The organism is Mycolicibacterium wolinskyi str. Jessa 2025 (genome assembly GCF_049241375.1).
Lineage (GTDB): Bacteria > Actinomycetota > Actinomycetes > Mycobacteriales > Mycobacteriaceae > Mycobacterium > Mycobacterium wolinskyi.
The window spans coordinates 5,702,047-5,728,603 of record NZ_CP185960.1; the positions used below are offsets into that span (position 1 = coordinate 5,702,047).

Genomic DNA, 26,557 nt, shown 5'->3' on the forward strand with positions numbered 1-26,557 from the left:
TTGCGATAGAAGGTGGGATACATGCACGACGAGGCGCTGACCGCGTCAGCCCGGTGGCGCGGCCGTCGGTCCGGTGACATCGCGATCTTCCGCGGAATTCGCTACGCGCAGGCTGACAGGTTCGGGCCGCCCCGGCCGATCCCCTTGGCCGACAGCATGTTCGATGCCACTGACCGTGGCCCGGCCGCACCCCAACTGCCGTCGCGTCTGGAAGCGATCATGGGCGCACCGGCCCGGTACCGGCAGAGCCCGGATTGCTTGCGCGTCACGGTCACCGCGCCGGCCGGCGCCGAACCGGGCTCCCGGCCGGTGCTGGTCTGGCTGCACGGCGGGGCCTACCTGTCCGGCAGCGGCGAGTGGAATCTCTACGACGCCGACCACCTGGTACGGCAAACCGACGTTGTGGTCGTCGCCGTCAGCTACCGCGTCGGCGCCTTCGGCTATCTGCGCGCCGCCGGCGTTTCGCCGGGCAACCTGGGGCTGCTCGATCAGATCACCGCACTGGAGTGGGTACGCGACCACATCGCAGAGTTCGGCGGGGACCCGTCGCGGGTCACGGTCGCAGGCCAGTCCGCCGGCGCGCAATCCGTCGTCGCCATGCTCGGGATCGACCGTACTCGAACACTTTTCGACCAGGTCATCATCCAGAGCGCGCCGCTGGGCATCGCATTCCACAGTCCGGATCAAGCGCAGCGGGTGGCCGACGTCGTCCTCGGCGAACTCGGTACCGATCCCCGCGAGACGACCGACGCCGAGATTCTCGACGCGCAGGCCCGTGCCGCCCGTCGGCTGGCCGGGCGGCTCGGACTCAATTCGGCACCCCCGCTGCGACCGGTCAGCGGGATCACTCCCCTGCCCGACGAGCCGGAATGGCGGCAGACCGTCATCGAGCGGGCCGCTGACCTACGGGTCCTGATCGGCACCACCGCCGACGAGATGGCGGCCTTCTACGGTCCGCACCCGTTCTTCTCGGCACTGCGCCGCGTTCCGGTGATCGGCAAGCCCCTCGCTCTGATCGCGCAGAAAGCAGTACAGGCCAAGGCCTTCGACAAACCCACAGACCAACTCGCCGATCTGCTCGCCGACGCCGGGGCGGGCGTGTACCGCTACCGCGTCGGATCGCTGCATCCCGCGAACCCCTTCGGCGCCTGCCACTGCATCGAACTCCCGCTGCTGTTCGGTGACGGCGAGGCTTGGAAGAACGCGCCCATGGTGTCGCCGCTGACCGCCGGCGAGATCACCGCGATCGGCGCGCGCACCCGCGAACACTGGGGCCAGTTCGTCAGCACCGGCGAGATCTCCGGGGACTGGCGGATGCACCGGCCCGGGTCCCGGCGCGTGCACGCACTGCCTTGACCACCCAATCGACACAGAGAGGCCACCATGAGCAATGCCACCGTCATCGGCGGCGGCATCGGCGGATTGACCGCCGCCACCGCACTTGCCCGACGCGGCTGGAATGTCCGATTGCACGAGCGCCAACCCGAGATCCGCGCGGTCGGTGCCGGTATCTATGTCTGGGACAACGGCCTGCTCGCTCTCGAATCGATCGGAGCGTTCGACGAGGCCACCCACGGCGCGCACATCGGCCCGGCCGCCGAAGCCAGGTCACACCGCGGAAAGACGTTGTACCGCATCGACATCAACGGCGACGGCCAGGCCCGGTGCTACACCCTGCTGCGAGAAGTACTGATCCGCGCGTTGGTGAACGCCGCGCGCGACGCCGGCGTCGAACTCGTCACCGACTCGGTGGCCACTGCCGTCCACGCGAACGGGACAGTCGCTTTCGACGACGGACACACCGAGGTTGCCGAACTGGTGGTCGCCGCCGACGGTGTGCACTCACGGCTGCGCGACAGCCTCGACCTGGCCTACCACCGGATCCGCATGACGCAGGGGGCGGCGCGGCTGATGATCCCGGCCTCGGCCGACTATCTGTCCGACGAGGATCGGGTGAAGCACCTCGAGTTCTTCCAGGGCCGGCGCCGGCTGCTGTACACGCCGTGCACCCCGGAGTGGGTCTACCTCGCCCTGGTCTGCGATGCGGGCGATCCGGCCATCGACGGATCGCGCGTGAACGTGGCGCAATGGCAACGGAGCTTCCCGATGCTGTCGGCGCTGCTCGACGCCACCGCCGACGTTCCGATCCGTTGGGACACCTTCGAATTCGTGCAGCTGTCGACGTGGTCGCGAGGCGCGGTCGCGTTCCTCGGCGACGCCGCGCATGCCCAACCGCCCTATCTGGGCCAGGGTGGCGGAACGGCCATGACCAACGCGATCGCGCTGGCCACTGCGGTGAGCCGCCCCGGCAACGGGGTTCCCGGTGCGCTCAAGGCTTGGGAACGGCACACCCGCCCCGAGATCGAACGGACACAGCGCACGTCGTACGGCATGCGGTTGCTCAATCACATCCCCGATGCCGTGCGCGTGCCGCTGCTGTCCACGGTTGGCCGCGTACCCGGCTTTTCCGACCTGCACCTGTCCACCGCCCGGCGGCAATCGGCCGCCACCGTCTAGATGAGGAGAACAGCATGACCAACACGATGACCGTCAACGGCGTCCAGATCGCGTTCGTCGACGAGGGACTCGAACCGGGGCCGGTGATCGTCCCGCTCACCGGATGGGCACACGACCACCGTGCCTTCGATCGGCTGGTCCCGCATCTCATTCCGAAACACCGTGTGGTCCGGGTGTGCTGGCGCGGCCATGGCCCCGACCGCACCGCGGTGGGTGACTTCGGGGTGGCCGAGCAGGTCGCCGACACCATCGCGCTGCTGGACGCGTTGGAGATCGAAACGTTCGTGCCCGTCGCACACGCCCACGGCGGCTGGGCCGCGCTGGACATCGCCGAGCAACTGGGTCCCGATCGAGTGCCGGCGGTGATGATCCTCGACCTGATCATGACACCCGCACCGCCGGAGTTCGTCGCCGGTCTGCACGCGATCCAGCAGCGCGAGACGTGGTTGGCCGGCCGGGACGGACTCGTGCAGTCCTGGCTCGACGGCAGCGACAATCCCGCGGTCCGTTATCACATGCAACATGAGGCCGGCGGCTTCGGGTTCGACATGTGGTCACGCGCCTGTCGCGTCATCGAGAACGCCTACAACACCTGGGGGTCCCCGATGGGGCGGATGGAGAAGCTCAGCCAGCCGCGCCCGATCCGGCATGTCTTCTCCCATCCGAAGGTGCCCGAGTACGACGCACTGCACGACGAATTCCGCAGCCGTAACCCGTGGTTCAGCTACACCCGCCTGCCCGGCGAAACTCATTTCCCCGGAATAGAACTGCCCGAACACGTCGCGGCCGAGCTCACCGACCTGCTGAGCGAATGCTGATCCGATGAACACTTCACTCCCCGACGTCACCGGAAGTCACGAGACCGCGAACCCACCCGCAACTTCAGTGGTTCCATCCGGTCGGCGACGACGGTGACCGCACCGGTGGCGTTCTGCACGATGCCGCGGACCAGCAGGGCTGACGCCGTCTGGGCCAGCTTGCGGTGCCGGGCCCACACGCCCGGCGCGCACAGGACGTTGACCATGCCGGTCTCGTCTTCCAGGTTCACGAACGTCACGCCCTGCGCGGTCGCAGGCCGCTGCCGGTGAGTTACCGCCCCGGCGATCAGGATTCGGGTGCCGTCTGCAACCTCCAGTAATTTGTCTGCGGGTATCACGCCCAACGCGTCGAGGTCGGCGCGCAGGAACTCGGTGGGATAGCTGTCCGGGGAGATGCCGGTGGCCCACACGTCGGACGCGGCCAGTTCCAGCGCACTCATGCCGGGCAACGACGGGATGTGCGATGACGATCCAACCCCCGGCAGCCGGTCCGGCCGTTGGGTGGCGGCCGCACCCGCCGCCCACAGTGCCTCCCGGCGGGTGATCCCGAAACACCCCAGCGCACCCGCGGTGGCCAGCGCCTCGGTCTGCGGGACGGACAGCTGCACCCGGCCGGTAAGGTCGAGCAGGGTTGCGAACGGCCCGTTGGCTTTTCGTTCGTCGACCATGCGCTGCGCGAGATCGTCGCCGATGTGGCGGACACTGCCGAGCCCGAGCCGCACGTCCATGCCGCGGTTCTCCAGGGTGGCATAGGCCAGGCTGGCGTTGACGTCGGGTCCGTGCACCGTCACGCCGTGTCGGCGCGCATCGGCGACCAGTGACTGCGGCGAGTAGAACCCCATCGGCTGGGCGCGCAGCAGCGCGGCACAGAATACCGCGGGGTGGTGCAGCTTGAACCACGACGAGTAGAACACAAGTGACGCGAAGCTCAACGAATGGCTTTCCGGGAAGCCGAAATTGGCGAAGGCTTCCAGCTTCTCATAGATCCGGTCGGCCACCTCACCGGTGATGCCGTGCCGGTCGCGCATGCCGTCGTAGAACCGGCCGCGCAGGCGGCGCATCTTCTGGGTCGAGCGTTTGGAGCCCATCGCCCGGCGCAGCTGATCGGCCTCGGCCGCGGTGAAGCCCGCACAGTCGACGGCCAGCTGCATGAGCTGCTCCTGGAACAGCGGCACGCCGAGCGTCTTCTTCAGCGCGGGCTCCATCGACGGATGCTCGTAGGTGACGCGCTCCAAACCGTTGCGGCGCTTGATGTAGGGGTGCACCGAACCACCCTGGATGGGCCCGGGACGGATGAGCGCCACCTCGACCACCAGGTCGTAGAATTCGCGGGGTTTGAGCCGCGGCAGGGTGGCCATCTGCGCGCGGGACTCCACCTGGAACACCCCGACCGAGTCGGCCTTCTGCAGCATCTCGTAGACCGCGGCTTCGGACAGGTCCAGTTTGGCCAGGTCGACTTTGATGCCCTTGTGTTCGTCGAGCAGGTCGATGGCGTAGTGCAGCGCCGAGAGCATGCCGAGCCCGAGAAGGTCGAACTTCACCAAACCGATTGCCGCACAGTCGTCTTTGTCCCACTGCAGCACACTGCGGTTTTCCATCCGCGCCCACTCCACCGGGCACACGTCGGCGATGGGGCGGTCACAGATCACCATGCCGCCCGAGTGGATGCCCATGTGGCGGGGCAGGTTGGCGATCTGGGTGGCGAGGTCGATCACCGGCTCGGGGATCTCGGCCACGTCCGGCGAATCGGGAAGCCCGTTCCACCGGCTGAGCTGCTTACTCCAGGCGTCCTGCTGCCCCTGGGAGAATCCCAACGCGCGGGCCATGTCGCGGACCGCGCTGCGGCCGCGATAGGTGATGACGTTGGCGACCTGGGCCGCGTAGTCCCGGCCGTAACGCTCATAGACGTACTGGATGACGTTCTCGCGCAAGTCCGATTCGATGTCGATATCGATGTCGGGCGGGCCGTCGCGAGCCGGTGACAAGAACCGCTCGAACAACAGCTCGTTGGCGATCGGATCGACATTGGTGACCTTGAGTGCGTAACAGACCGCCGAGTTGGCCGCCGATCCTCTGCCCTGGCACAGGATGTGGTTGTCCCGGCAGAACCGCGTGATGTCGTGCACCACCAGGAAATAGCCGGGAAATTCCAGTTGTTCGATGATTCGCAACTCGTGCTCGATCTGCGCGTACGCCTTGGGAGCCCGCTCGGGCGATCCATAGCGTTCAGCCGCTCCCGCCATGACGAGATGGCGCAGCCAGCTGTCCTCGGTGTGCCCGGCGGGCACGTCGAACGGCGGCAGCTGCGGGGCGATGAGGGCGAGCCCGAACGCGCACTGCTCGCCGAGATCGGCAGCGGCCGAGACGATGTCGGGGCCGAACAGCTGGGCCATCTCCTCCCCCGACCGCAGGTGTGCGCCACCGAGCGGCGCCAGCCACCCCGCCGCAGAGTCCATCGAATTCCTGGCCCGGATCGCGGCCATGGCCATGGCCAGCCGGCCCCGGTCGGGGGCCGCGAAGTGCGCGCCGGTGGTGGCGACGACGTCGAGACCGAAGCGGGGCGCGAGCTCGGCCAGCGCGGCGTTGCGTTCGTCGTCACAGGGCTGGCCGTGGTGGGTGAGCTCGACGCTGACCCGGTCCGCCCCGAACCGGTCGACCAGATCGGCCAGCGCCTTGCTCGCCGCTTCCGGACCGCCGCGCGAAAGCGCTTGACGGACATGCCCCTTGCGGCATCCGGTGAGGATGTGCCAGTGCCCGCCAGCGGCCTCGGTCAACGCGTCGAAATCGTAGCGGGGCTTGCCTTTTTCGCCCCCGGCCAGATGGGCCTTGGCGATTTCGCGCGACAGCCGGCGGTACCCTTCCGGACCGCGGGCCAGCACCAGCAGGTGCGGCCCGGGCGGATCGGGATGTTCGGTGCGCGCGACATTGCCCAGCGACAGCTCGGCGCCGAACACCGTGGCCACGTCGAGCTCCCTGGCAGCCTCGGCGAACCGCACCACGCCGTAGAGCCCGTCATGATCGGTCAGCGCAATGGCCCGCAGGTTGAGCCGGGCCGCCTCCTCGACGAGCTCCTCCGGCGTGCTGGCCCCGTCGAGGAAGCTGTAGGCCGAATGCGCGTGCAGTTCGGCATAAGGGATCGCCGATGCCGACGTCCGGGACCGCTCGGGCGGCTCATAGGCACCCCGTTTACGCGACCAGGCCGGGCTGTCTCCGCCGTCACCGGCTTGGTCTTCCAGCGGCAGGCCGGAGCGACGCGGCTTGCCGGTAAGCACGCGCTCCATCTCGGTCCAGCTCGGCGGCCCGTTGTGCCAACCCACCACACCAGTGTATCGAACACATGTTCGACACGGCCATTGCCGCGGAATTCAAGTAGTCGACTACGCGCGATCTTGAGCATCGGACTTCCTACCGTCGACCTATCCGGATTGCCCGGTGACCAGCGAGAAAGGACATCATCATGGCCGAATTGAATCCCCAGCCCCTGCCGCCGCGCGACCGGATCCGGATCAGCGCCCCCGACTCGGTGCTGTTCGATCTCAAGAAGTTCCAGAAAGCGCAGGCCGAGGTGCTCGGTAAGGCCGGCTGCCCCGGCTGTCACTCCGGGCTGGACCTGCAGTGGCAGACGTTCGCCGACTTCGTCGTCGACGAAGAGGGCTTCGCCGCGCCCAACATGGGATGACGCTGCCATGTCTCGGCCCGGCCTCGGCGTCGGCGTCATCGCCACCACCGGGCTTGATCTGGTGTGGGACGACATCGCCCACCTGATCGACATGGTCGAGGTCGAGCCGCAGACCATGTGGCACCCACGTGACGGAAACGGCTGGGACGTCAATGAACCCGCCTTCACATGGCTCGAAAGCCGGGGCCGCCCCGCGCTCGTGCACGGCGTGGGTTTTCCCGTCGGCGGCTGCGAGGCACCCGATCCCCAGGGTCTCGCGCTGACCGCCGCGTGCGCGAAACGTCTCGGCGCCCCGCACTGGAGCGAGCACCTGTCGTTCAACCGCGTCCGGCACGCGGGCCGCGATCTCGATGCCGGATTTCTCCTGCCGCCGGCCCAAACCCTGGGCGGGGTCGAGGCTGCGGTCGAGCATATCCGTGGCTACCAAAGCTGTTCAGAACGACCATTTCTCATCGAGACCGGGGTGAACTATCTACGCCCGCGGCCCGGTGAGCTGCCCGACGGGGTGTTCATCGCCGAGATCGTGGAGCGCGCCGACTGCGGCATCCTGCTCGACCTGCACAACCTTCTGACCAACCAGCGCAACGGCCGCCAATCCGTCGACGAGGTGCTCGCCGCCCTGCCCCTCGATCGCGTGCTGGAGATCCACGTCGCCGGCGGCGTCGAACTCGACGGCTACTACCTCGACGCTCACATCGGCGGCCCCGATCTCGAACTGCTGACGATACTCAGCCACGTCGTCGGACAACTGCCGCAGCTGCGGGCAGTGGTGTTCGAGGCGGTCCCCTCCTCGATGGTCATGCTCGGCGCCGCCGGCCTGAGGGCTGTCCTGGAAGCGCTGCACCGTGCGTGCGCGGGCACCGTCGAGTCACCGCCGTTCCGGCGTGTCCGACAACCGTATGCTCACAACGGATTTCGCGTTACCCATGGCCTCGCCGAAACCAGGGACTGGGAGCGGCGCCTGGCGGCCTACACGGCGCGCGCCGCGGCCGATCCGCCGACCGACGATCCCGGTATGCGCCTGTTGCGAAGTTTGGCCGACCGGGCGCGGCTCGGTCAGCTCACGCTTGCCTGCCCGGACCTGCTGCGAGAGCTGATCACAACACACGGCATGGCCGACACCGAAAAGCTGCTGGAGTCCTACCTCGATGCGTCGTCGCCGCAGCGTTGGGCAATCGATGAAGGACGACAGTTCGCCGAATGGCTCGAGTCCCCTCAGCCCGGCACGTCCATGCGTTGGGTGCCGAGAACCGCCAACAGTCGCATGGCTTCCTCGGACGGCGAGCCCGGTTCCGGGGTGTAGATCACGACCCGTTGGTCGCGATCCGCGATGTCGAGCACATCGCAGTTGACCGCCACCGGGCCGACCACGGGATGTGCGAACGTCTTACACAGAGCGGGTTGGGCGATCACGTCGTGGGCGTCCCACAGCTGTCGGAATTCCTCGCTGCCCGCGCGTAATTCGGCGATCAGCTCAGCGGTCTCGGGGTCGTCCGGATAGCGGGCCGCGGTGGCCCGCAGGTGCTGGGTGCACGTGCGGCCGAACTCGTCGGCGTCGGATACGCCGTACAGCCGCCGCCCGCCCGGCGGCCGCGGTCCGAGAAACGCGCGTCGCACGAGATTGCGGTCGCGGCGCGACAGTGCCGAGAAGTCCTCCATGAGCGCACACGCGAGGTCGTTCCAGGCGATCACCTCATAGGTGGCGGACAGCACGATCGCCGCGGCCTGCGGCAGACGATGCAACAGGTCGAGGATGCTCTGCCGGACGGCGCGCGGTGGACCAAGTGGCGCCGCGGGCTCGACACCGGCCAGCACATACAGGTGGGCACGTTCGGCATCGGACAATCTGAGCGCGCGCGTCAGTCCCGCGAGCACTTCCCGCGACGGATGCGGGGCACGGGCCTGCTCCAGGCGCGTGTAGTACTCGGTGGAGATGAACGCGAGGTGCGCGACCTCGTCGCGGCGCAGACCCGGGGTGCGACGCCGAGCACCGACCGGCAACCCGACATCGGTGGGACTGATCCGCTCGCGCCTGCTGCGCAGAAACGCCCCGAATTCACGCTTGTCCACGCCTTCCATTGTCCGGGGCGCCGCGGCGGTAGCCAGGTATCGGTAATACCTGGATCCGCTGCGTGACCGCCCGCACGCTCGATTCCATGACTCAAACGACACACATCGGCATGCTCACCGGCAAGATCGCATTCATCTCCGGCGCGGGACGAGGCATCGGCGCGGCGGCGGCCCGCCTGTTCGCGCGTGAGGGTGCGACCGTGCTGCTCGCGGCTCGGACCGAGCGTGAGCTCAAGACGGTCACCGACGAGATTCGCGACGCCGGCGGCACAGCGGACTACGTGGTGTGCGACCTGGCCGACGGGGCCAGTGTGCAAGCCGCGGTCCAGCGCACCGTCGAGTTGTGGGGCCGGCTCGACATCGCCTTCAACAACGGTGCGACGATCCAGCCACCGGGACCGCTCGACGAGGTGGCCGAGGCCGACTTCGATCACGTCTACGCCGTCAACCTCAAAGGCGTGTGGCAGGCCATGACCGCCGAGATCGCTGCGATCCGCGCCACCGCCAAGACCGGTGCGATCGTCAACACTTCAAGCGTCGGCAGTTTGCACAGCAATCCCGAGCTGCCGGCGTACGGAGCGATGAAGAGGGCCGTCAACAGCCTCACCGAATCTGCCGCCGCCACATACGGATCCGAGGGCATCCGGGTCAACGCCATCGCGCCGGGGCCCACTCTCACCGAGATGATCCAGCAGTGGGAGGACGTGAGCCCCGGCGTCATCGAGCGGATCGTCGCAGAAACCCCGCTGGGCCGTGCTGCCCGGCCCGAGGAGGTCGCCGAGGCCGCGGCATGGCTGCTGAGCGACCGGGCCTCGTACGTCACCGGCGTGACGCTGCGCGTCGACGGCGGCACCTGGGTGTGACGCCCTCGCGCTGCCGGATCCTCGCCTACCCCCTACGATGCCTCTGGGCTGGGGATCGGCTGTGAAAGGACGGCGATGACGTCAACGAAGTACATCGGCTACGTCGGCGGTGTTGCGGTAGCGGTGGGTGTCGGGGCGGCCATCGCCGCGGCGGGGCAGGGCACCGCGCATGCGGAGTCCACCGACAGCGGCTCGAAGGACACCACCTCCAGCAGCAGCTCCAAACCCAACACGGGACCCAAGAAGCCGGCCGCCAACGCGGGTGCCAAGACTGATTCAAAGTCTGATTCGGAATCGGATTCCAAGGCCGATACGAAGCCCGACCGCCCCAAGCCGCTGTCGAAGCTCAACGACAACCTCGAGAAGGCCGGCGAAAAGCTCAACGAGCAGGTCACCAAGACCGTCAGCACAGTGTCGAAGACGATCTCCGACTCACTGGCCAAACCGGCGACCAAGCCCGCAACCAAGCCTGCCGCCAAGCCGAGCGCCGAGGAGTTCGAGGCCGAGCAGATCGCGAAGCTCAAGAACCTGTTCACACCCAAGCAGGCCGCCGCTCCCAAGCCGGACAGCACGCTGGAGACCGAACCGGTTGCCGAGCCGACGAACACGACGGTGGTCAGCTCGCCGAAGGTGGCCGCTGCCGTCGAGACGCAGGCCGACACCGCCGCGGATACGCCGTGGAGCCCCAACCCCTTCCGACCGGATGATCCGGAGCCAACCGATATCCCCGACGAGATCATGGAGCTTCGGAACGCGTTGATGAACCTCACGCCCGAAGCGCTCGACGCATTCGATCCGTTCATTCGCGAAGCAACCGAGCAGATCTACCGCGGCAGCCAGATCGTGCCGTGGGTCAACGCCGTCATTCCGATCAGCAAGATCCTGCCCGCCCTGGCGCCCGGCCTGGGCAGTGGACCGGAAGGTGACCGTGCCCGCCAGCTCATCATCAACGAGCTGATCAAGACGACGCCGATCGGATCGTTCGCGTACTACGGCTACGACATCGCCGCCGACCTGCTGAACCTGGAAGATCCGGCCGCCGTTCTCAAGGATCAGGCAGTCGCGACGGTGTGGGACATTCTCGATCCGTTCGAGCTTGCCCACGTGAAGGGCGAGTCCGGCATCGGTAACGCCGCCGGCAGCTGAGCGCCCTTTGCGCACAACGAGGCTCCGCTGACGCCGTAGATGGAGTGGCGGACGCTGTGACGAGCGTGCAACGTTTCGTGGCGATCACGGCTCTCGGTCGCAAAAGCCTGCACGTTCGCCACAGTGCGTCAGAAGACCACCAATAGGAGAAATACTTCGCGTGAGACCGACGGAATGGCTGGAAACCCTCTGCGGGAACAGCCATTTCGTCGGACTCGGCGTCGCCGCACCTACTCCACGAGCGACGGGGTGTCATGGCGCAGCGTCTCGCCGCGGAAGAACTCCGGGCTGCGTGAGCGCCAGATCAACATGAGCACGGCGCCGAGCAGCAGGATGCCGAAGCCCATGAAGAACACCAGGCCGATACCGCCGATCGCGGCACCGCTGCCGTTCTCCGGGTTCATGCTCTCGCCGATGGCGATCACGAACACCACGGCCAGCATGATGCCGCCGAGCAACGGGAACACGAGCTTGAACACCACATTGTGGGCATTGGCGAACAGCTCGCGGCGGAAGTACCAGACACACGCGAATGCGGTGATGCCGTAATACCAGCAGATCATGATGCCAAGGGCGGCAATGGTATCCAGCAGTGCACTCTCGGAGAGCACGCTCACCACGGTGTAGAACACGCCTGTCACCACACCGGCCGTGATCGTCGCGAAGCTTGGCACCAGGTAGCGCGGGCTGACTTCGGCGAAGCGTGCCGGGAAGGCCTTGTAGGCGCCCATCGCCAGCATCGCCCGAGCGGCAGGCAGGAACGTGGTCTGCAGGCTGGCCACCGAGGAGGCCAGGATCGCGAGGAACAGCAGTGGCCCGGCCAGGGTACCCAGCACCGGATCGGCGAGCGCGGCGAACACGTTGTCGGCGTTGTCGGGATTGCCGAGCCCGAGGTCGGCTTCGCCCACGCCGGCGTACATCATCACCGCGACGGCGATGAGCAGATAGGTCGCCAGGATGGACAACACGCACAAGAGGCCGGCGCGGCCGGGAACCTTCGTCGGGTCTTTCGACTCCTCCCCCAGGGTCAGGCACGTGTCCCAGCCCCAGAACGCGAAGATCGATCCCGTCACGCCGATCGCAAAGGCACTCAAGGCAAGTCCGGTGAACGGGTTGAACCAGTCCAGGTCGAGCGACAGGCCCGCGGGCGCGTCACCGCGGCCGACATGAACGAACGCCATGATCGCGAACGCCAAAAGCACCACCATCTGGAATCCGACCAGCACATACTGCACGCGCTCGCTGGTGGTGATGCCCCGGCTTGCGATCGCGGTGGCGATCGCCAGGAACACGAGGGTGGTGATGATGTTGATGGCCTTGTTGCCGGCGAGGTCGGCGATCGACGGGTTGTTGGTCACCCGGGCGATGAACAGATAGAAGAACTCGACGGCTATCGCGGCCAGGTTGGACAGCACGATGATGGTTGCCATCACCATGCCCCAGCCGCACATCCACCCGACATAAGGCCCGAATGCCTTGGTGGACCACGTGAATGACGCACCGCAGTCGGGGGCGCGAGAATTCAGCTCCCGGTAGGCGTATGCCGTCAGGAACATCGGGATGAAGCCCGCGATGAGAATCGCGGGCATCTTCAGGCCGACGGCCGCGACGATCAGGCCGATGCTGGCGGTGAGGGTGTAGCCCGGAGCGACCGACGAGATGCCAAGGATGGCACCCGAAAACGTGCCGACCTTACCCGATGCCAGCCCTTTGGAGACCAGCCCGGCAGACTGCTCCGCGGTCTCCAGTTCGCGATGCGACGCAGACTCTGAGGCGGATTCCGTCATTGCCGCTCCTCGCCATCCTTCAACTCGTCCCTGGGCACAACAACCATCGGCACATCCAACACCCGCAACATCTTCGCCGCGGTGGATCCGAGGAAGATCCGGCGAGGCGCGCTCAGCCGACTCGACCCGACCATGATGACGTCACCGTCGTGCCATTCCAGCTTGTTCACCGCAGCCTCGACGGTGGGACCGTTCACGATAGTCGAGGTCACTGGGAACCCCTCCGGCAGCTCACTTTTAGCGGCCTCCAGAGTTTCCCGGGCATGGGCGAGCGCGTGTTCGCGGACCGCGTCATCATCGGAGCGCAGGGATCCGAAGGTGGGATCGAGCGCCACGAGCGACACCAGCCGCAGCGGTGTGCCCGCCGCCCGGCTCGCCCGGACAGCCGTGTCCAGCAAGAGATCCGAACCTGTGCGCTGGCCGATCGCACAGGTGACTTCCCTGACCCGCTCGACCTTGGACTCCCGGGTTCCGCGCGGTGCCACCGCGACCGGCAGCGGCGACGAGTGCAGCAGTTCGTTGACCACCGAACCCAACGAGTAACTGCCGACCAGGCCACCGCCGGATCCGCCGACCACGACGGCAAGCGCCTCGAGCCGCAACGCCTCGCGAATCAGCCCGTCGGCGAATGACTCGTCGAAGCTCAGATGACCGTGTGCCACAACATCATCAGGCACTTTGGCCAGCGCCTCGTTCAACCAGCCTTTGGCCTGATCCGCCAGTACATCCTCGTAACCGCCCTTCGGCACCAGACCCGGCAGCCGAGTGTCGGGCGGCAGCACGATGCAGATCTCGACCGCGGCATCCAGAGTTCTCGCGAACCGGACGGCGAGGGCCAACGCGTCCGCACCACCCGGGGTGGCGAGATACCCGACGACCAACTTCAGCTTTGCCACGTGTCACCCACCAATCCCGCACGGAGCCGTGCGACCCAGTGAAAACGATCCTGTCAACCTACGGTCCTGCTTAGCAGCGCTTCAGTGAAATTCGGCGGCGCCGTCCTCCAGCACCAGGCGGGCACCCGACCCGTCCGGATTTGCCGCCTCGGTCCGGAACACCGCGCGGCCGGGTTCGGTGCGCCAGATCGACGTCGTCAGCGTCTCACCCGGGAACACCGGCGAGGTGAACCGCGCCGCCACCGCGTGGACCTTCGTCGCATCCCCGCCGCCGAGCTCGGCCACGAGTGCCCGCCCGGCCACCCCGTAGGTGCACAGCCCGTGCAGGATCGGTTTCGGGAAGCCCGCGAGATTCTTGGCGAACCACGGGTCGCTGTGCAACGGGTTGCGGTCGCCGGACAGCCGGTAGATCAGCGCCTGATCCTCGCGAGTGGGCAGCGCCACCCGGGCGTCGGGCTCCCGGTCGGGAATCTCCGGGGCGGCAGGCCGCTGGCCGGGCTGTCCACCGAAACCACCCTCGCCGCGGATCACCACCGTTGTGAGGGTTTCAGCGATGACCTCTCCGCTGTCGGTGTCGGTGCCGACGCCTTTGAGCATCACCACGGCGTTCTTGCCCTCGCCCTTGTCCTGGATGTCGGCGACCTCGGACACCACGGTCATCTTTCCGGCCGGCGGAAGCGGATTGAACAGCCGGATCTCCTGCGAACCGTGCAGCAGCATGCCGAAGTTGAAGGTGCCTATCTTGAGCGCCGCGGCGAACGGGGAGCACGCGATCACCGCATACGTCGGCAGTACCTGCTGCTCGATCTCGTGACTGTTCTCCGTGGTGAACGCCAGGTCGTCGGTGCCGGCACCGACGCCGAGCGCGTACAGCAGGGTGTCGCGGTCGGTCCATTCGAAGCGTTGTGGATCAGTCTTTTCACCGATGGCATGCGGATTGATGGGCATGCGTCGGACGATAGCCGCTCGGCCGACAGCCCCAGTTGACGTTTGCCCGATATAGGGCCACCATGTCTCGCATGCGCTATGTCGTTACCGGCGGTACCGGGTTTATTGGTCGCCGCGTGGTGTCGCGGATTCTGACGCAGCAGCCCGACGCCGAGGTCTGGGTGCTGGTTCGCCGGGAATCGTTGAACCGGTTCGAACACCTCGCACAGGACTGGAACGAGCGGACGAAACCGCTGGTCGGAGATCTGACGACGGCCGATCTCGGCCTCAGTGAGGCCGACGTCGCCGAGCTCGGGGACGTCTCGCACGTCGTGCATTGCGCGGCCATCTACGACATGACGGTCGGCGAATCCGAACAGCGGGCCGCCAATGTGGACGGCACCCGCGCGGTGATCTCGCTGGCCCGGCGTCTCGATGCGACGTTGCACCACGTGTCGTCCATCGCGGTCGCGGGCACCTATCGGGGCGTTTTCACCGAAGACGATTTCGACGTCGCCCAGGACTTGCCGACGCCATATCACCAGACAAAGTTCGAGGCCGAGATGCTCGTGCGGTCCACGGCAGGGCTGCGCTACCGCGTGTACCGGCCCGCGGTGGTGGTCGGAGACTCGGCCACCGGCGAGATGGACAAGATCGACGGCCCGTACTACTTCTTCGGGATTCTGTCCGCCCTCGCAGGCCTTCCCCGGTTCACGCCGGTGATGCTGCCCGATACCGGCCGCACCAACATCGTGCCGGTCGACTACGTGGTGAACGCCCTGGTCCACCTCATGCACGCCGAGGGCCGCGATGGCCAGACGTTCCACCTGACGGCTCCGAAAACCATTGGGCTGCGCGGAATTTACCGCGGCATCGCGGATGTGGCCGGGCTGCCGCCGCTGCGCGGCACGCTGCCGCGGGCCACCGCGGCACCGGTGGTGAAGGCGCGCGGACGCGTCAAGGCCGTGCGCAACATCGTGGCCACCCAGCTCGGTATCCCCGGCGAGGTGCTCGATGTCGTGGACCTGATGCCGACGTTCACCGCCGACAACACCCTCGATGCGTTGCGCGGCACCGGGATCGAGGTCCCCGAATTCGCTTCCTACGCACCGAGGCTGTGGGAGTACTGGGCAAGACACCTCGACCCGGACCGGGCTCGGCGTGACGATCCGGCCGGACCACTCGTCGGCAAGCACGTCATCATCACCGGCGCCTCCAGTGGCATCGGCCGGGCCTCGGCGATCGCGGTGGCCGAGCGGGGTGGCTGCGTGTTCGCATTGGCCCGTAACGCAGACGCACTCGACGACCTGGTCGCCGAGATCCGTGCCGCCGGCGGCCAGGCATACGCATTCACGTGTGACGTCACCGATTCCGCGTCGGTCGAGCACACGGTCAAGGACATCCTCGGCCGGTTCGGCCACGTCGACTATCTGGTGAACAACGCCGGCCGGTCGATCCGCCGGTCGGTGGTGAACTCGACCGACCGCCTGCATGACTACGAAAGAGTCATGGCGGTCAACTACTTCGGCGCGGTGCGGATGGTGCTGGCCCTGCTGCCGCACTGGCGGGAACGCCGCTTCGGCCATGTGGTCAACGTGTCGAGCGCAGGGGTGCAGGCGCACACCCCCAAGTACAGCTCGTACCTGCCCAGCAAGGCTGCGTTGGATGCGTTCTCCGATGTGGTCTCGACCGAAACCCTGTCCGATCACATCACGTTCACCAACATCCACATGCCGTTGGTGAAGACGCCGATGATCGCGCCGTCGCGCCGGCTCAACCCGGTGCCGCCGATCTCGGCCGAGCACGCCGCGGCGATGGTGGTGCGAGGCCTGGTCGAAAAACCGCCGCGCATCGACACCCCGCTGGGCACCTTCGCCGACTTCGGCAACTACATGACCCCCAAGCTGTCCCGCCGGGTGCTGCATCAGCTCTATCTGGGTTACCCCGATTCGGCGGCGGCCCGCGGACTGGCTCCGGCCGAAACCACCGACAGCACAACGGTTCCCACTCGCAGACCCAAGCGGCCTGCCCGCTCGCGGCGATCGCTGCGCGTGCCGCGTTCGGTGGCCCGCCCGGTCAAGCGGGCGGCGCGGATGGTGCCGGGCCTGCACTGGTAGCCCGCCCGGCGGCGGCGTCGACAGTGCGGTCCCAAGCCAGCATTGCCATGTCCACCGCCGCCTCCATGTCGGCGCGCGAGGCGCCGTCGCGCGCCTGGATGGACAGCCCGTGCAGCACCGTCATGAGGAACGAGGCGAGCCGCTGCGCGTCCAGACCGGCGGGTAGCTCACCTGCCGTGATTCCGCCCTGGATTCGGCCGAGCAGCCGGGCGCGGTCTTCGTCTCGACAGCTCTTGAGCAGGTCACGCAACACCTCGGTCTCGGCCGAATAGGCGATCCCGGCCAGGACGATCAGACAGCCCGGCGGGGTGTCGGGATCGGCGTACTCACGCACGTTGTCGCGCAGCATCGCCTCCACCGCGTCACGGACGGGCCCCGGCCGCTGCAGCGCGATCGTGGTCGGCGAGCGGTCGGGCGCGTTGTAGTGCGCGACGGCCTCCCGGAACAGGTCTTCCTTGGAGCCGAATGTGGCGTAGAGGCTCGGGGCGTTCAGGCCCATCGCCTTCGTCAGATCACTCACTCGCGTGCCCTCGTAGCCCCGCTCCCAGAACACGTCCATCGCTGCCTCGAGTGCGGTACCGCGGTCGAATGCGCGGGGCCGACCGCGGCGGGCCGTGGGTTGACGGGACATATGAAGAGTCTATATTTGTAGTGACTATTACAAAATTGATGGGAGACTGTCATGTCGCTGGAGTCGAAAGCCGCATTGATCACCGGAGGCAGCCGCGGGATCGGCGCAGCGATCGCCCGGCGACTGGCGGCCGAGGGCGCCGACGTCGCCATCACCTACCACTCCTCGCCCGAGCGGGCCGCCACCGTGGTCGACGAGATCACCGCGACGGGATCGAAAGCCATTGCGGTGCAGGCAAACAGCGCCGCAGCCGAGGCGGCGCGGCAGGCGGTCGACGCCGTCATCGAAGCGTTCGGTCGCCTCGACATCCTCGTGAACAACGCCGGGGTGTTTCCGAACGGTCCCCTCGACCAGGTCAGCGCCGCCGAGTTGGACCAGGCCATCGATCTGCACATCCGTGCGCCGTTCTTGTTCAGCCAGGCCGCCGCGGCCGTCATGGGTGAGGGCGGCCGGATCATCACGATCGGCAGCACCCTTGCCGATCACGTGCCCTACCCCGGCGTGACGCTGTACTCGGCGACCAAGGCCGCGGTGGCCGGGCTGGCCCGTGGCCTGGCCCGCGATCTCGGACCCCGCGGCATCACCGCCAACGTCGTCCACCCCGGCAACACCGACACCGAGATGAACCCGGCCGACAGTGACGACGCCATCGCCGACCTGCCCAACATTCCCCTCGGCCGCTACGGGCGCGCCGACGAGATCGCCGCTGCGGTCGCCTATCTCGCCGGACCCGACGCGCAATACGTCAACGGCACCACCTTGACCGTCGACGGCGGTTACAACGCCTGACACGAGGGAGACCCACGATGGCATGGGCATTGCTAATCTTCGCCGGACTACTGGAAATCGTCTGGGCGCTGGCCATCAAACAGTCGGACGGATTCACGCGGTTGTGGCCGAGCGTGGTGTGCGTGACCGCCGCGGCGGCCAGCTTCGCGATCCTCGCGATTGCCGTCAAGCAGCTGCCGGTGGGAACCGCCTACGCCGTATGGGCCGGAATCGGCGCGGTGGGCGTGACGGTCGCGGGCGTGGCGCTGTTCAGCGACGCACTGAGCCCGTGGCGGATGACGTTCATCGCGCTGATCGTGGTGGGCCTGATCGGCCTGCGTCTTGTCGAGCAGTGAAGCTCAGGACTGCGCGGCGGTCTCCCACAGACCCAGGACGTTGCCCTCGGTGTCTTTGAAGTAGGCCGCAAACCCCATTTCTCCCACCGCGGTCTTCTCGCCGACCTGTTCGCCGCCGAGGGACCGGATCTTCTCCAGCGCGGCGTCGATATTCGGCACGTCGATGGTGATCACGGGCCCCTGCGGATACGCCGGTTCACGTTCGAACATGCCACCACCGATGTATCCGGGCTCTGCGGGCATTCCCGATTCGGCCACCGGGCCGGTCGCGACACCCGTGTAGTTCATCTCGGGATATTCGTTGACCTGCCAGCCGAACACCTGCTGGTAGAAGTCTTTCGCACGCTTGCCGTCACTGAAGGGCACCTCGAAGTGCACAACCCGACCAGTCATCGTCGTCGCCTCCTCGGTGGAGAATTTTAGTCTCGCTCTAGGCTGGGCGAAGTGAATACTCCGTTACCCGTCTTCGCCGATGTGGACACCGGCGTCGACGATGCGATGGCCCTCGTGTACCTGCTGGCCAGCCCCGAGGCCGAGATCGTCGGCATCGCGTCGACCGCGGGAAACGTTCCGGTGCAACAGGTCTGCGTCAACAACCTGGGACTGCTGGAGCTGTGTGGGGCAACGGGAATTCCGGTGTCCAAAGGCGCCGAACAGCCGTTGAAGGCGCCGCTGCGCACGGCCGAGGACACCCACGGCCCGCAAGGCCTCGGCTACGCGCGTTTGCCGGCCAGTGATCGGCCGCTCACCGACTACGACGCCGCCGAAGCGTGGGTGCGCGCCGCGCGCGCGTATCCGGGTGAGCTGATCGGACTGGCGACCGGACCGCTGACCAATCTCGCGCTGGCCATGCGGATCGAGCCGGGCCTGCCCAAACTGCTGCGCCGGCTCGTGATCATGGGCGGTGCATTCGACTACCGCGGCAACACCACACCGGTCTCGGAGTGGAACATCAGCGTGGACCCGGAGTCGGCGGCCGAGGTCTTCGGCGGCTGGGGTGCCGCGTGGGGGCTCGACGACCCCGGCCACGTGCCGATCGTGCTGGGCCTCAACCTCACCGAGAACATCGCGATGACGCCCGCGCTGCTGAACCGGCTGGCGGCAGCAGGCGGGGCCACGTCCGCGCCGATGAGCGTGCTCGACGAGCGAGGCACGCGATCAACCTCGGCCAACCCGCTGATCTGCGTGTTCGAGGATTCCATGCGGTTCTACTTCGAGTTCCACTTCGACACCGGCGACGGCTATCTCGCTCACCTGCATGATCCGCTGGCCGCGGCGGTCGCACTCGACCCCGACCTGGTGCAGTACCGCCAGACCACCGTCGACGTCGAGCTGGCCGGGACGCTGACGCGCGGTATGACGGTTGCCGACTGGCGCGGGCACTGGGGCCGCAAGCCCAACGCGCTCATCGGTGTGGACGTCGACCCGGTGGTGTTCTTCGATCGGTTCATCGACCGGGTCGGTGCGTTCACCGCTGTCCTTCGTCCAACGTGAGCTTGTTGTCGTTATTCGGCCGAAAAGTCGCACACAAGTTCACGTTCGGCGTCTCTCATCACTCATAGACCCCCTCCAAGTACCACCGCCGCTGCCGGTAGCACAGCAGCATCGCCAAACCGGCCTCGCCGTCGCCCATGAGCACCTGGGCGCGGGCGGTGCGGCCCGCGCCCCGGTTCTCGGGATCCCACCACCGCTCGTCGACCGGCCACGGCCCGGCCCACCAGCGCAGCCTGCCACCGCGTTTGCCTGCGCCCGACAGCCGTGCCGGATCGGCAGAGAACATCCCTCGGCTGGTGACCCGAATCGGATCACCTTGTGCATCAAGGAGTTCCACCGGGTCGTCGAGCAATACGGTCGGCGAGGGCTCGGGTAGTTGGCCGGGCCAGGGTTGCCGCGGGTCAGCCCGCGGCACCGGCTCATCCCCCAGCGGAGTGAAGGTGATGCGTTCGGCGGGCCCGCGCCCACCGCTGAGCACCGGCACCTGCACGGCCTCCGGACCGAGCAGCCCCTGAACCCGCACCAGTGCGCGCCGGGCCCGCAACCGGTCCTCCTCACCGACACCACCCCACAGCGGCAGTTGCAGCGCACCCGCCGACACCACCTCCACCGGGCGCAGCCGCAGTACCGTGACCGGGGCGGTGGGCCGCTCGGAGGTGCGCCGATTCAGCCAGCCGTCGAGTTGCCAGCGCACGCGATCGGCGGTGGCATCCTCGGTCAGCGGTTCGGCACAACGCCAAACCCGTTCCAGCTCTTCGCCATTGGCGGTGACGGCGTGGATGGCCAGGCGGGTACACCCGACACCGGCCGCCTCCAGGCTGCGATGCAGGGCACTGGCCAACGAGCGGCCGGCGAAGGCGGCGGCATCCACCCGCTCGATCGGCGGGTCGCAGTTCATCACCGCGTCGAGTTCGGCCGCCGGATCCCGCCCCGACGGCCCCCGCGCGGGCTCACCGCGCGCGAACCGGTGCGCTGCCACCGCATCCGCACCGAACCGGGACGCGACATCGGTGCGGGACAACGCCGCGAATTTACCCAGGGTCCGGATACCCATCCGCCACAGCAGATCTGCCAGATCCTCTCGGCCGGGGGCGGCCAGCGCCGGTTCGGTGGCCAGCTGTCGGATGGACAGGCCGGACAGGAACGGCGCGTCCTGTCCCGGTTCGACGATGCGGCCTGCCCTGGCCGCGAAGACGGCAGTGGCCAACTGGTCGGCGATACCGACCTGGCACTCCGCCCCCACCGCGGCGACGGCGTCGACAAGCCGTTCGGCTGCCGCCGGTTCGGATCCGAAATACCGGGCGGCCCCGCGCACCGACAGCACCAGCAGGCCCGGCCGCAGTACTTCCGCGCGCGGGACCAATTCGTCGACGGCGGCCGTCACGCCCTCGAAATGGCGGGCATCCCGCGCCGGGTCGGCGGTGACGACGTGCAACTCCGGGCATCGGGCCTGGGCTTCGCGTCGGCGCAGCCTGCGCCGCACACCCGCCGCGCGCGCCGATGCCGAACAGGCGATGACCCGGTTGGCCAGCGTCACCGCGACCGGGGCGGTGGGCGAAAGGCCCGCCGCGGCGGCCGCGGCGACGGCAGGCCAGTCCATGCACCACAGGGCCAGCACCCTGGAACCCGCGGGCATGGCTTATCCGCCTGCCGCGCGTGCCGATCCGAAGGACCGGCCCCTACCTTGCATCGTCAGCCGGACCCGCCCGATCCGGCCGCGCCCGGGAGTGGGCGCACCCCGGCCCGCACCGGTCACCTCATAACCGCAGACCCTGGCCTCCAAGCGGGTGGACGCGCCCTGCCAGACCCCGTCGGTCACCACGAGCGTGCAGCCCTTCTGCCGGGCCCGCGCCACCATCACGCGCGCCCGGCTCGGCGGCACCGAGCGTCCGCCCAGCCCGAGCACCACCAGGTCCATCCCGTCCATGAGCACCGCGGCGACCTCAACCGGATCGGCGCCGGGATCCGGGATGACCGCAAGCCTGCTCAGATCGGCGCCCATCTCCACCGCGGCCAGCAGCCCGACATCGGGTTGACCGACGATCACGGCATGCCCGCCCGCGGCCGTCACCGCCGCCACGATGCCCAGCGTCAACGACCGGGCCCCCGCCGCAACCGCGACCGTCCCGCGCGGCAACGCCGTCGGCAACTGCACCGGCAACGTTCCGGCCAGCGCATCGGACGCCTGCAGCAAAGATTCTTGATCGTCGAGAAGGTCATCGGAGCCCGAGACCCCGCGGTGCGCCGGACCGACTTTCCCCGACACCGACGCGATCTTGCGGCGAAGGTGTTCTACCTGCTCAGCGCGGGTGCGCAGGCGTTCGTCCAGGCTTGTCGCAGCTGTCACACCAACACCTCCCGCACCATCAAAACCAGCCTCTGTTCGAATATATGTTCGATGGCTCGAGTAAACACCGGGCGTCCGACACCGTCAAGCTGCGCACGGACGCGACGTCACCGATTGGTAATCCCCGCAGTAATGCCTCTGCGGCCGACCCGCCATTAAGTTAGAGTTCGTTCGCCAGAACCCGCTCGGGATGGGTTTCGGTGCATGCGTGCGTTGCAGATATTGGGAATCGCAAAGCGATTCGCATGGCCAGCTTTTTGTAACTTCGGGGGACAGTGAGGACATCATGAAGTCAGGGCAGTTGAGGCGTCGGCTCACCGTCATCGCGGGCGGTGCCGCAGTCATGGGGATGATCGCGTTCACCGCGGCATGCGGTACCGAAGAAGAGGCACCCGAGACGACGACGCCGACCACCACGACCACCACCACGACCACGACGACGCCGGCCGCTCCGCCGCCGCCGGTCGAGCCGACCGAGAAGGCCCCGCGCATCGATCCCGGTGGCCCGAACCCGTTCTCGCCCGAGGTGATCGCACCCCCGGCTCCCACCGCCATTCCCGGCGACAACTAAGCACGCACGGTCGCGGGACAACGCGACGTGCGCGCAGTATCCAGCCACTGGCTACTGGCTCTGATCACGGCCGGCGTACTGGTGTTGGCGTCTGACCTTCGGGCAGCGCAGGCACCTGGGACGTCGGCCGTGATCGACGGGCCATATGCCCATTTACTCGCCGCCTCAACAGATCTCGGCCCGACCCACCGCGGTCCGGTGCAGCTCACCGCCGCACTGCATCACGCCACCCGCCCGGATGCCCTCATCACCTGGGCGGACCAGCACGGTATGACCATCCGATGGCGCCCCGGCCACACCTGGGCGATCGTCGAGGGGGCACCGGATCGCGTCGCCGACGCCTTCGAGGTGGCCATCCACGACTACCGCGGCCAGCAGGGCCAGGTGTTCTACGCCTCACCGCACCAGCCGGCCGTGCCGGCCGTGTTGCAGGGCGAGGTCGACGAGCTCGGCCGCATCCTCGGCTACACCCCGCACAAGATGTCGCTTCCGTGGATCCTGCCGCTCGACGTTCCGGATCGGGGCTTGACGCCCAGCGGGTTGCTCAAGACCTACAACGCCGACGGGCTCGCGGCGCAGGGCTTCACCGGCAAGGGCACGACCATCGTGATCTTCGCGTTCGACGGGTACGACCAAGCCGATCTCGACAGCTTCACGACGCTGTGGAATCTGCCCCCGCTGAATCCCGTCCTCATCGGTGGGCAGCCCGGCGAACCGCGCGGCGAGACCACCATGGATCTCGAAGTCGCCCATGCCATCGCGCCCGACGCACGGAAAGTGGTCATCAACGCGCGGCCGACCGTCGAAGGCGACGGCGCCTACGAGAAGATCGGCCAGATGCTCGAATCGGCCGATCAGCAGTTTCCCGGTGCGGTGTGGAGCTTTTCGATCGGCTGGGGCTGCGACAAACTGCTGACCGCCGCCGATCTCGCCCCGGTGCGGTCCGCGCTTTCCGCCGCCCATGCGCGCGGCACCACGGCGTTCAATGCCAGCGGTGACCTCGCCGGCCTGGAATGCAAAGGCGGACAAGACTGGTCCTCACCCCCGGGACCGGATGACATCGGCCTGGACTCGGTGGCATCGCTGCCGGAGATGACCGATGTCGGCGGCACCACGCTGTCCACCACCGCCGACGGCGCGTGGCTGGGTGAGCAGGCCTGGTTCGACGTGCCGCTGTCGCTCGGCACCGGCGGTGGTGCGTCCGCACTGTTCGATCGCCCGGAATGGCAACGCGCAGTGTCGGGCCCGGGTGTGACGGACGAAAACGCCGGGCGCCGTTTGACTCCCGACATCGCCGCGGTGGCCGACCCGTTCACCGGCGTGCGGATCGTGTTCAACCAGAAGAACCTCGTCGGTGGCGGCACCTCGCAGTCGGCGCCCATCTGGGCCGGCCTTGCCGCGGTGATGAACCAGTATCTGACCCAGAACGGCGGCCGCTTGATCGGCGATCTCAACCCACAGCTCTACCGCATCGCCGCGGGCGCTCCGTTCCCGGCATTCCGGGACGTCACGCTCGGCGGCAACGCGGTCGCCAGCGCCGGGCCGGGCTATGACATGGCCACCGGGTTGGGCACGCCCGACGTGGAGAATCTGGCCAAGAACCTTCTCGCGCTCCAAAGGGCGAACCGATGACCGAAACACCAGAAACCCCCGCCGACGACGCCGTGCCCACCACCGAGTGCCGGGTCTGCAAGGTCGACGTTCCGGCGGGCAAGTACTGCGGCCTGTGCGGCGTGCACCTCAACGAGGAGCCGGGCGACGGACCGGAATGGTTGCGCGTCACCGCATCCTGCGTCGCCCCCGAGGAACACCTGCTGAAACCGTCCATCACGAGCTCACTGTTCCCACACCTGTCCAATCGGGCCCGCACGCCGTTCCGGGTGCTGCTCGTCATCCTGCCGGCCGGCCTGGTGGCCTGTGCGCTGCTGCGGTTACCCGCGGCCCTGATCGCCGTCGCCGCACTGGGTCTGCCGCTGCTGTTCCTGATCTACCTGTGGGAGTCCGACGCGTTCAGCGATCTGCCCAGAAGCACGCTCGTGCTCACCGCGGTGCTGGGGATCGTGCTCGGTGTCGGCTGGGTGTTTCTCACCGGCGCGATGATGGCGCGGTCCTACGGCGTCCCGTTGGGTTCGGGCATATCGGGGTACCGCATACTCCGCCACGGGCTGGGTGTACCGCTCGGTGGACTGATCCTCATGCTGGTGCCCGCGCTGGTGGTCCGGCTGCTGCGGCCGCCGACCCGGGAATCGTTGGACGGGTTCATGATCGGTGCGCTCGCCGCGACCGCGTTCACCGCGGCGGCCACACTGACCCGGCTGGCCCCACAGCTCACCACCGGGATGGTGGCCCACAACCGTCCGATGTCGGGCCTGCTGGTCGAGGCCGGCATCCGCGGCGTCGCAATGCCGTTGACCGCGGCCGCCGTCGGCGGTCTGATCGGTGCGGCACTGTGGTTCACCCGGCCGCCGAGCAAGGTCGACCAACACCCCGGCTACGTGCGTGCGGTGTTGCTCATCTGCGGTATCGCCGTGCTTGTCGTCTACGCCGGTATCGGGCTGATCGACGTCGCGCGTGTACCCCAATGGCTGCAACTCACAGTGCATCTCGTGGTCGCGCTGGTGGCGCTGTTCACGCTGCGGGTCGGCCTGCATCTGGCCTTGCTGCACGAGGCTCACGACGAGATCGCGTCCGATCAACCCATCCTGTGCCCGCGCTGCGGTCATGTCGTGCCCGACATGGCATTCTGCGCGCACTGCGGCGCGGCCACCCGCGCGTCGTCACGCACGTCGCGTACCGAACGCCGTGAGAACCGGCCGGTGCGTGAGCGACGCCCGGAGACACCGTGAGCACACCGGCATTCTTTCCCGGGTATGCGGTACCGGTCGGGACATACCAGGCGAAACCGACGCGACGGGCTTCGGCGCTCAAGCTGCTGGCCATCTGGGGCACCGGAATCGCGGTGGTGGCCGGGCTGCTCGTGTGGATGTCCGGTTCGATGAGCAAGCCACCGGCGCGGTACATGTGTCCCCCGGACTGCGGACAGCCACCGACCGGCGAACCGGTCGCGATCAACCCGGTGTTCACCGCCCAGGACGGCAGCTTCTCGGTGTCCTATCCCGTCTCCGGTGCGGCGTACAACGTCACCACGGAGGCCTCCGGGGTGACGGCGGAGTTCACCGGCGGCGACGGCGGCATGATGCAGTTGTTCAGCGAGCCCGCCGGCAACCGGACTCCGGAGGAGATCGCCAACTCGCTTGTCGAGAAGACCTTCCCGGACACCAAGACCGCGTATGAGATCCCCAATGCGATGGTCGGCTACCAGCCGGGTTACGGCCTCGTCGCCGACTGCTGGCCGCAAGGTGCCACGAGCAACTACATGCGCATGCGCGTGATCGTCATGGTGGCGATCAAGAACGACCTCGCGCTCATCGCCTCGGCCGTCGGCCCCTACCACGAGTTCGGGCCGCAGTCCGGCATCGGCAAGCCGTCGGGCGCCAATCTGCAGCTCGCCCTGGATATGGGCAAGTACGTCAACAGCTTTCGCTGGCGCGGGGATCCGAACCGCTGACG

At 67.7% G+C, this 26,557-nt stretch carries 24 protein-coding genes; 15 read left to right on the plus strand and 9 right to left on the minus strand.

All coding sequences use genetic code 11. From position 1 onward, the window contains the following. Nucleotides 1–21: 21 nt before the first annotated feature. The 3 genes from ACOI2T_RS28210 to ACOI2T_RS28220 are packed head-to-tail and all read left to right on the plus strand — an operon-like array spanning nt 22 to nt 3,335. Nucleotides 22–1,356 (plus strand): carboxylesterase family protein, encoded by a 1,335-nt coding sequence (locus tag ACOI2T_RS28210; RefSeq protein WP_409501936.1) that lies wholly within the window; start codon nt 22–24, stop codon nt 1,354–1,356. A 27-nt stretch (nt 1,357–1,383) separates the two neighbouring features. Beyond that, on the plus strand, nt 1,384–2,517 hold the full coding sequence (locus ACOI2T_RS28215; protein WP_409501937.1) for an FAD-dependent oxidoreductase: 1,134 nt from the start codon (nt 1,384–1,386) through the stop codon (nt 2,515–2,517). 14 nt (nt 2,518–2,531) lie between these two features. Continuing rightward, nucleotides 2,532–3,335, plus strand: coding sequence for an alpha/beta fold hydrolase (locus tag ACOI2T_RS28220; protein ID WP_409501938.1), 804 nt, complete (start codon nt 2,532–2,534; stop codon nt 3,333–3,335). A gap of 26 nt (nt 3,336–3,361) precedes the next feature. Here the strand turns inward: ACOI2T_RS28220 and ACOI2T_RS28225 are convergent, their stop codons facing one another. Further along, nucleotides 3,362–6,652 (minus strand): error-prone DNA polymerase, encoded by a 3,291-nt coding sequence (locus ACOI2T_RS28225; RefSeq protein WP_409501939.1) that lies wholly within the window; start codon nt 6,650–6,652, stop codon nt 3,362–3,364. Between the two features lie 140 nt (nt 6,653–6,792). Here ACOI2T_RS28225 and ACOI2T_RS28230 point away from each other — a divergent pair, with 140 nt between their 5' ends. Together ACOI2T_RS28230 and ACOI2T_RS28235 are read left to right on the plus strand one after the other, a co-directional pair. Then, nucleotides 6,793–7,014 carry a hypothetical protein gene (locus ACOI2T_RS28230; protein ID WP_067842796.1) on the plus strand — a complete coding sequence of 74 codons (222 nt, stop codon included), beginning with the start codon at nt 6,793–6,795 and terminating at the stop codon, nt 7,012–7,014. Between the two features lie 7 nt (nt 7,015–7,021). Beyond that, complete coding sequence (locus tag ACOI2T_RS28235) at nt 7,022–8,317, plus strand: MbnB/TglH/ChrH family RiPP precursor modification enzyme (protein ID WP_409501940.1); 1,296 nt, start codon at nt 7,022–7,024, stop codon at nt 8,315–8,317. Here the strand turns inward: ACOI2T_RS28235 and ACOI2T_RS28240 are convergent. Then, nucleotides 8,230–9,084, minus strand: coding sequence for a helix-turn-helix transcriptional regulator (locus ACOI2T_RS28240; RefSeq protein ID WP_409501941.1), 855 nt, complete (start codon nt 9,082–9,084; stop codon nt 8,230–8,232). The genes ACOI2T_RS28235 and ACOI2T_RS28240 overlap by 88 nt on opposite strands. A gap of 86 nt (nt 9,085–9,170) precedes the next feature. Between ACOI2T_RS28240 and ACOI2T_RS28245 the strand changes: the two genes are divergently transcribed. Beyond that, nucleotides 9,171–9,947: an SDR family NAD(P)-dependent oxidoreductase gene (locus ACOI2T_RS28245; protein WP_409501942.1), complete on the plus strand. Its 777-nt coding sequence runs from the start codon at nt 9,171–9,173 to the stop codon at nt 9,945–9,947. A gap of 75 nt (nt 9,948–10,022) precedes the next feature. Next, a complete protein-coding gene (locus ACOI2T_RS28250) occupies nt 10,023–11,093 on the plus strand; it encodes a hypothetical protein (protein ID WP_409501943.1) in 1,071 nt (356 codons plus the stop codon). Between the two features lie 230 nt (nt 11,094–11,323). Here ACOI2T_RS28250 and ACOI2T_RS28255 read toward each other — a convergent pair whose 3' ends face one another. From ACOI2T_RS28255 to ACOI2T_RS28265, 3 genes are all read right to left on the minus strand, one after another. Beyond that, on the minus strand, nt 11,324–12,880 hold the full coding sequence (locus ACOI2T_RS28255; protein ID WP_409501944.1) for an APC family permease: 1,557 nt from the start codon (nt 12,878–12,880) through the stop codon (nt 11,324–11,326). Next, entirely contained in the window at nt 12,877–13,767 is an 891-nt protein-coding gene (locus ACOI2T_RS28260) for a universal stress protein (protein ID WP_409502354.1), read from the minus strand. Before ACOI2T_RS28260 ends, ACOI2T_RS28255 begins: the two co-directional genes overlap by 4 nt. Nucleotides 13,768–13,857: 90 nt before the next feature. Continuing rightward, on the minus strand, nt 13,858–14,724 hold the full coding sequence (locus tag ACOI2T_RS28265; RefSeq protein WP_409501945.1) for a MaoC family dehydratase: 867 nt from the start codon (nt 14,722–14,724) through the stop codon (nt 13,858–13,860). 71 nt (nt 14,725–14,795) lie between these two features. On the opposite strand from ACOI2T_RS28265, the gene ACOI2T_RS28270 reads away from it, so the two are divergent. After that, complete coding sequence (locus ACOI2T_RS28270; RefSeq protein WP_409501946.1) at nt 14,796–16,820, plus strand: SDR family oxidoreductase; 2,025 nt, start codon at nt 14,796–14,798, stop codon at nt 16,818–16,820. Here the strand turns inward: ACOI2T_RS28270 and ACOI2T_RS28275 are convergent. Next, nucleotides 16,780–17,451, minus strand: coding sequence for a TetR/AcrR family transcriptional regulator (locus ACOI2T_RS28275; RefSeq protein WP_067842775.1), 672 nt, complete (start codon nt 17,449–17,451; stop codon nt 16,780–16,782). The genes ACOI2T_RS28270 and ACOI2T_RS28275 overlap by 41 nt on opposite strands. A gap of 51 nt (nt 17,452–17,502) precedes the next feature. Between ACOI2T_RS28275 and ACOI2T_RS28280 the strand changes: the two genes are divergently transcribed. Continuing rightward, on the plus strand, nt 17,503–18,240 hold the full coding sequence (locus ACOI2T_RS28280) for an SDR family NAD(P)-dependent oxidoreductase (RefSeq protein ID WP_409501947.1): 738 nt from the start codon (nt 17,503–17,505) through the stop codon (nt 18,238–18,240). Nucleotides 18,241–18,257: 17 nt separating this feature from the next. Then, nucleotides 18,258–18,575: a DMT family transporter gene (locus ACOI2T_RS28285; RefSeq protein ID WP_409501948.1), complete on the plus strand. Its 318-nt coding sequence runs from the start codon at nt 18,258–18,260 to the stop codon at nt 18,573–18,575. Nucleotides 18,576–18,578: 3 nt separating this feature from the next. Here the strand turns inward: ACOI2T_RS28285 and ACOI2T_RS28290 are convergent, their stop codons facing one another. After that, nucleotides 18,579–18,968 carry a VOC family protein gene (locus tag ACOI2T_RS28290; protein WP_409501949.1) on the minus strand — a complete coding sequence of 130 codons (390 nt, stop codon included), beginning with the start codon at nt 18,966–18,968 and terminating at the stop codon, nt 18,579–18,581. 105 nt (nt 18,969–19,073) lie between these two features. Between ACOI2T_RS28290 and ACOI2T_RS28295 the strand changes: the two genes are divergently transcribed. Next, nucleotides 19,074–20,069 (plus strand): nucleoside hydrolase, encoded by a 996-nt coding sequence (locus ACOI2T_RS28295; protein ID WP_421877431.1) that lies wholly within the window; start codon nt 19,074–19,076, stop codon nt 20,067–20,069. A 58-nt stretch (nt 20,070–20,127) separates the two neighbouring features. Here ACOI2T_RS28295 and ACOI2T_RS28300 read toward each other — a convergent pair whose 3' ends face one another. Beyond that, nucleotides 20,128–21,705 carry a DNA polymerase Y family protein gene (locus ACOI2T_RS28300; protein WP_409501951.1) on the minus strand — a complete coding sequence of 526 codons (1,578 nt, stop codon included), beginning with the start codon at nt 21,703–21,705 and terminating at the stop codon, nt 20,128–20,130. Nucleotides 21,706–21,708: 3 nt separating this feature from the next. Continuing rightward, the gene (locus tag ACOI2T_RS28305; RefSeq protein WP_409501952.1) at nt 21,709–22,416 is read right to left on the minus strand and encodes a DnaE2-dependent mutagenesis accessory factor ImuA'; all 708 of its coding nucleotides are present in this window, start codon (nt 22,414–22,416) and stop codon (nt 21,709–21,711) included. A 286-nt stretch (nt 22,417–22,702) separates the two neighbouring features. Between ACOI2T_RS28305 and ACOI2T_RS28310 the strand changes: the two genes are divergently transcribed. The 4 genes from ACOI2T_RS28310 to ACOI2T_RS28325 are packed head-to-tail and all read left to right on the plus strand — an operon-like array spanning nt 22,703 to nt 26,555. Then, complete coding sequence (locus ACOI2T_RS28310; RefSeq protein WP_409501953.1) at nt 22,703–22,987, plus strand: hypothetical protein; 285 nt, start codon at nt 22,703–22,705, stop codon at nt 22,985–22,987. A 27-nt stretch (nt 22,988–23,014) separates the two neighbouring features. Continuing rightward, complete coding sequence (locus tag ACOI2T_RS28315) at nt 23,015–24,619, plus strand: S53 family peptidase (RefSeq protein ID WP_409501954.1); 1,605 nt, start codon at nt 23,015–23,017, stop codon at nt 24,617–24,619. Continuing rightward, a complete protein-coding gene (locus ACOI2T_RS28320) occupies nt 24,616–25,833 on the plus strand; it encodes a zinc ribbon domain-containing protein (protein ID WP_409501955.1) in 1,218 nt (405 codons plus the stop codon). Before ACOI2T_RS28315 ends, ACOI2T_RS28320 begins: the two co-directional genes overlap by 4 nt. After that, nucleotides 25,830–26,555, plus strand: a complete 726-nt coding sequence (locus ACOI2T_RS28325; RefSeq protein ID WP_409501956.1) for a hypothetical protein — start codon at nt 25,830–25,832, stop codon at nt 26,553–26,555. The genes ACOI2T_RS28320 and ACOI2T_RS28325 overlap by 4 nt, the downstream gene beginning before the upstream one ends. Nucleotides 26,556–26,557 lie beyond the last annotated feature (2 nt).

Bases quoted from the DNA above. Each gene is read 5' to 3' on its own strand.
- ACOI2T_RS28285 (WP_409501948.1), top strand. From the start codon at position 18,258: ATGGCATGGGCATTGCTAATCTTCGCCGGACTACTGGAAATCGTCTGG.
- ACOI2T_RS28220 (WP_409501938.1), top strand. From the start codon at position 2,532: ATGACCAACACGATGACCGTCAACGGCGTCCAGATCGCGTTCGTCGAC.
- ACOI2T_RS28275 (WP_067842775.1), bottom strand. From the start codon at position 17,451: ATGTCCCGTCAACCCACGGCCCGCCGCGGTCGGCCCCGCGCATTCGAC.
- ACOI2T_RS28215 (WP_409501937.1), top strand. From the start codon at position 1,384: ATGAGCAATGCCACCGTCATCGGCGGCGGCATCGGCGGATTGACCGCC.
- ACOI2T_RS28235 (WP_409501940.1), top strand. From the start codon at position 7,022: ATGTCTCGGCCCGGCCTCGGCGTCGGCGTCATCGCCACCACCGGGCTT.
- ACOI2T_RS28310 (WP_409501953.1), top strand. From the start codon at position 22,703: ATGAAGTCAGGGCAGTTGAGGCGTCGGCTCACCGTCATCGCGGGCGGT.
- ACOI2T_RS28250 (WP_409501943.1), top strand. From the start codon at position 10,023: ATGACGTCAACGAAGTACATCGGCTACGTCGGCGGTGTTGCGGTAGCG.
- ACOI2T_RS28230 (WP_067842796.1), top strand. From the start codon at position 6,793: ATGGCCGAATTGAATCCCCAGCCCCTGCCGCCGCGCGACCGGATCCGG.
- ACOI2T_RS28255 (WP_409501944.1), bottom strand. From the start codon at position 12,880: ATGACGGAATCCGCCTCAGAGTCTGCGTCGCATCGCGAACTGGAGACC.
- ACOI2T_RS28265 (WP_409501945.1), bottom strand. From the start codon at position 14,724: ATGCCCATCAATCCGCATGCCATCGGTGAAAAGACTGATCCACAACGC.
- ACOI2T_RS28300 (WP_409501951.1), bottom strand. From the start codon at position 21,705: ATGCCCGCGGGTTCCAGGGTGCTGGCCCTGTGGTGCATGGACTGGCCT.
- ACOI2T_RS28280 (WP_409501947.1), top strand. From the start codon at position 17,503: ATGTCGCTGGAGTCGAAAGCCGCATTGATCACCGGAGGCAGCCGCGGG.
- ACOI2T_RS28290 (WP_409501949.1), bottom strand. From the start codon at position 18,968: ATGACTGGTCGGGTTGTGCACTTCGAGGTGCCCTTCAGTGACGGCAAG.
- ACOI2T_RS28320 (WP_409501955.1), top strand. From the start codon at position 24,616: ATGACCGAAACACCAGAAACCCCCGCCGACGACGCCGTGCCCACCACC.
- ACOI2T_RS28245 (WP_409501942.1), top strand. From the start codon at position 9,171: ATGACTCAAACGACACACATCGGCATGCTCACCGGCAAGATCGCATTC.
- ACOI2T_RS28210 (WP_409501936.1), top strand. From the start codon at position 22: ATGCACGACGAGGCGCTGACCGCGTCAGCCCGGTGGCGCGGCCGTCGG.
- ACOI2T_RS28270 (WP_409501946.1), top strand. From the start codon at position 14,796: ATGCGCTATGTCGTTACCGGCGGTACCGGGTTTATTGGTCGCCGCGTG.
- ACOI2T_RS28295 (WP_421877431.1), top strand. From the start codon at position 19,074: ATGGCCCTCGTGTACCTGCTGGCCAGCCCCGAGGCCGAGATCGTCGGC.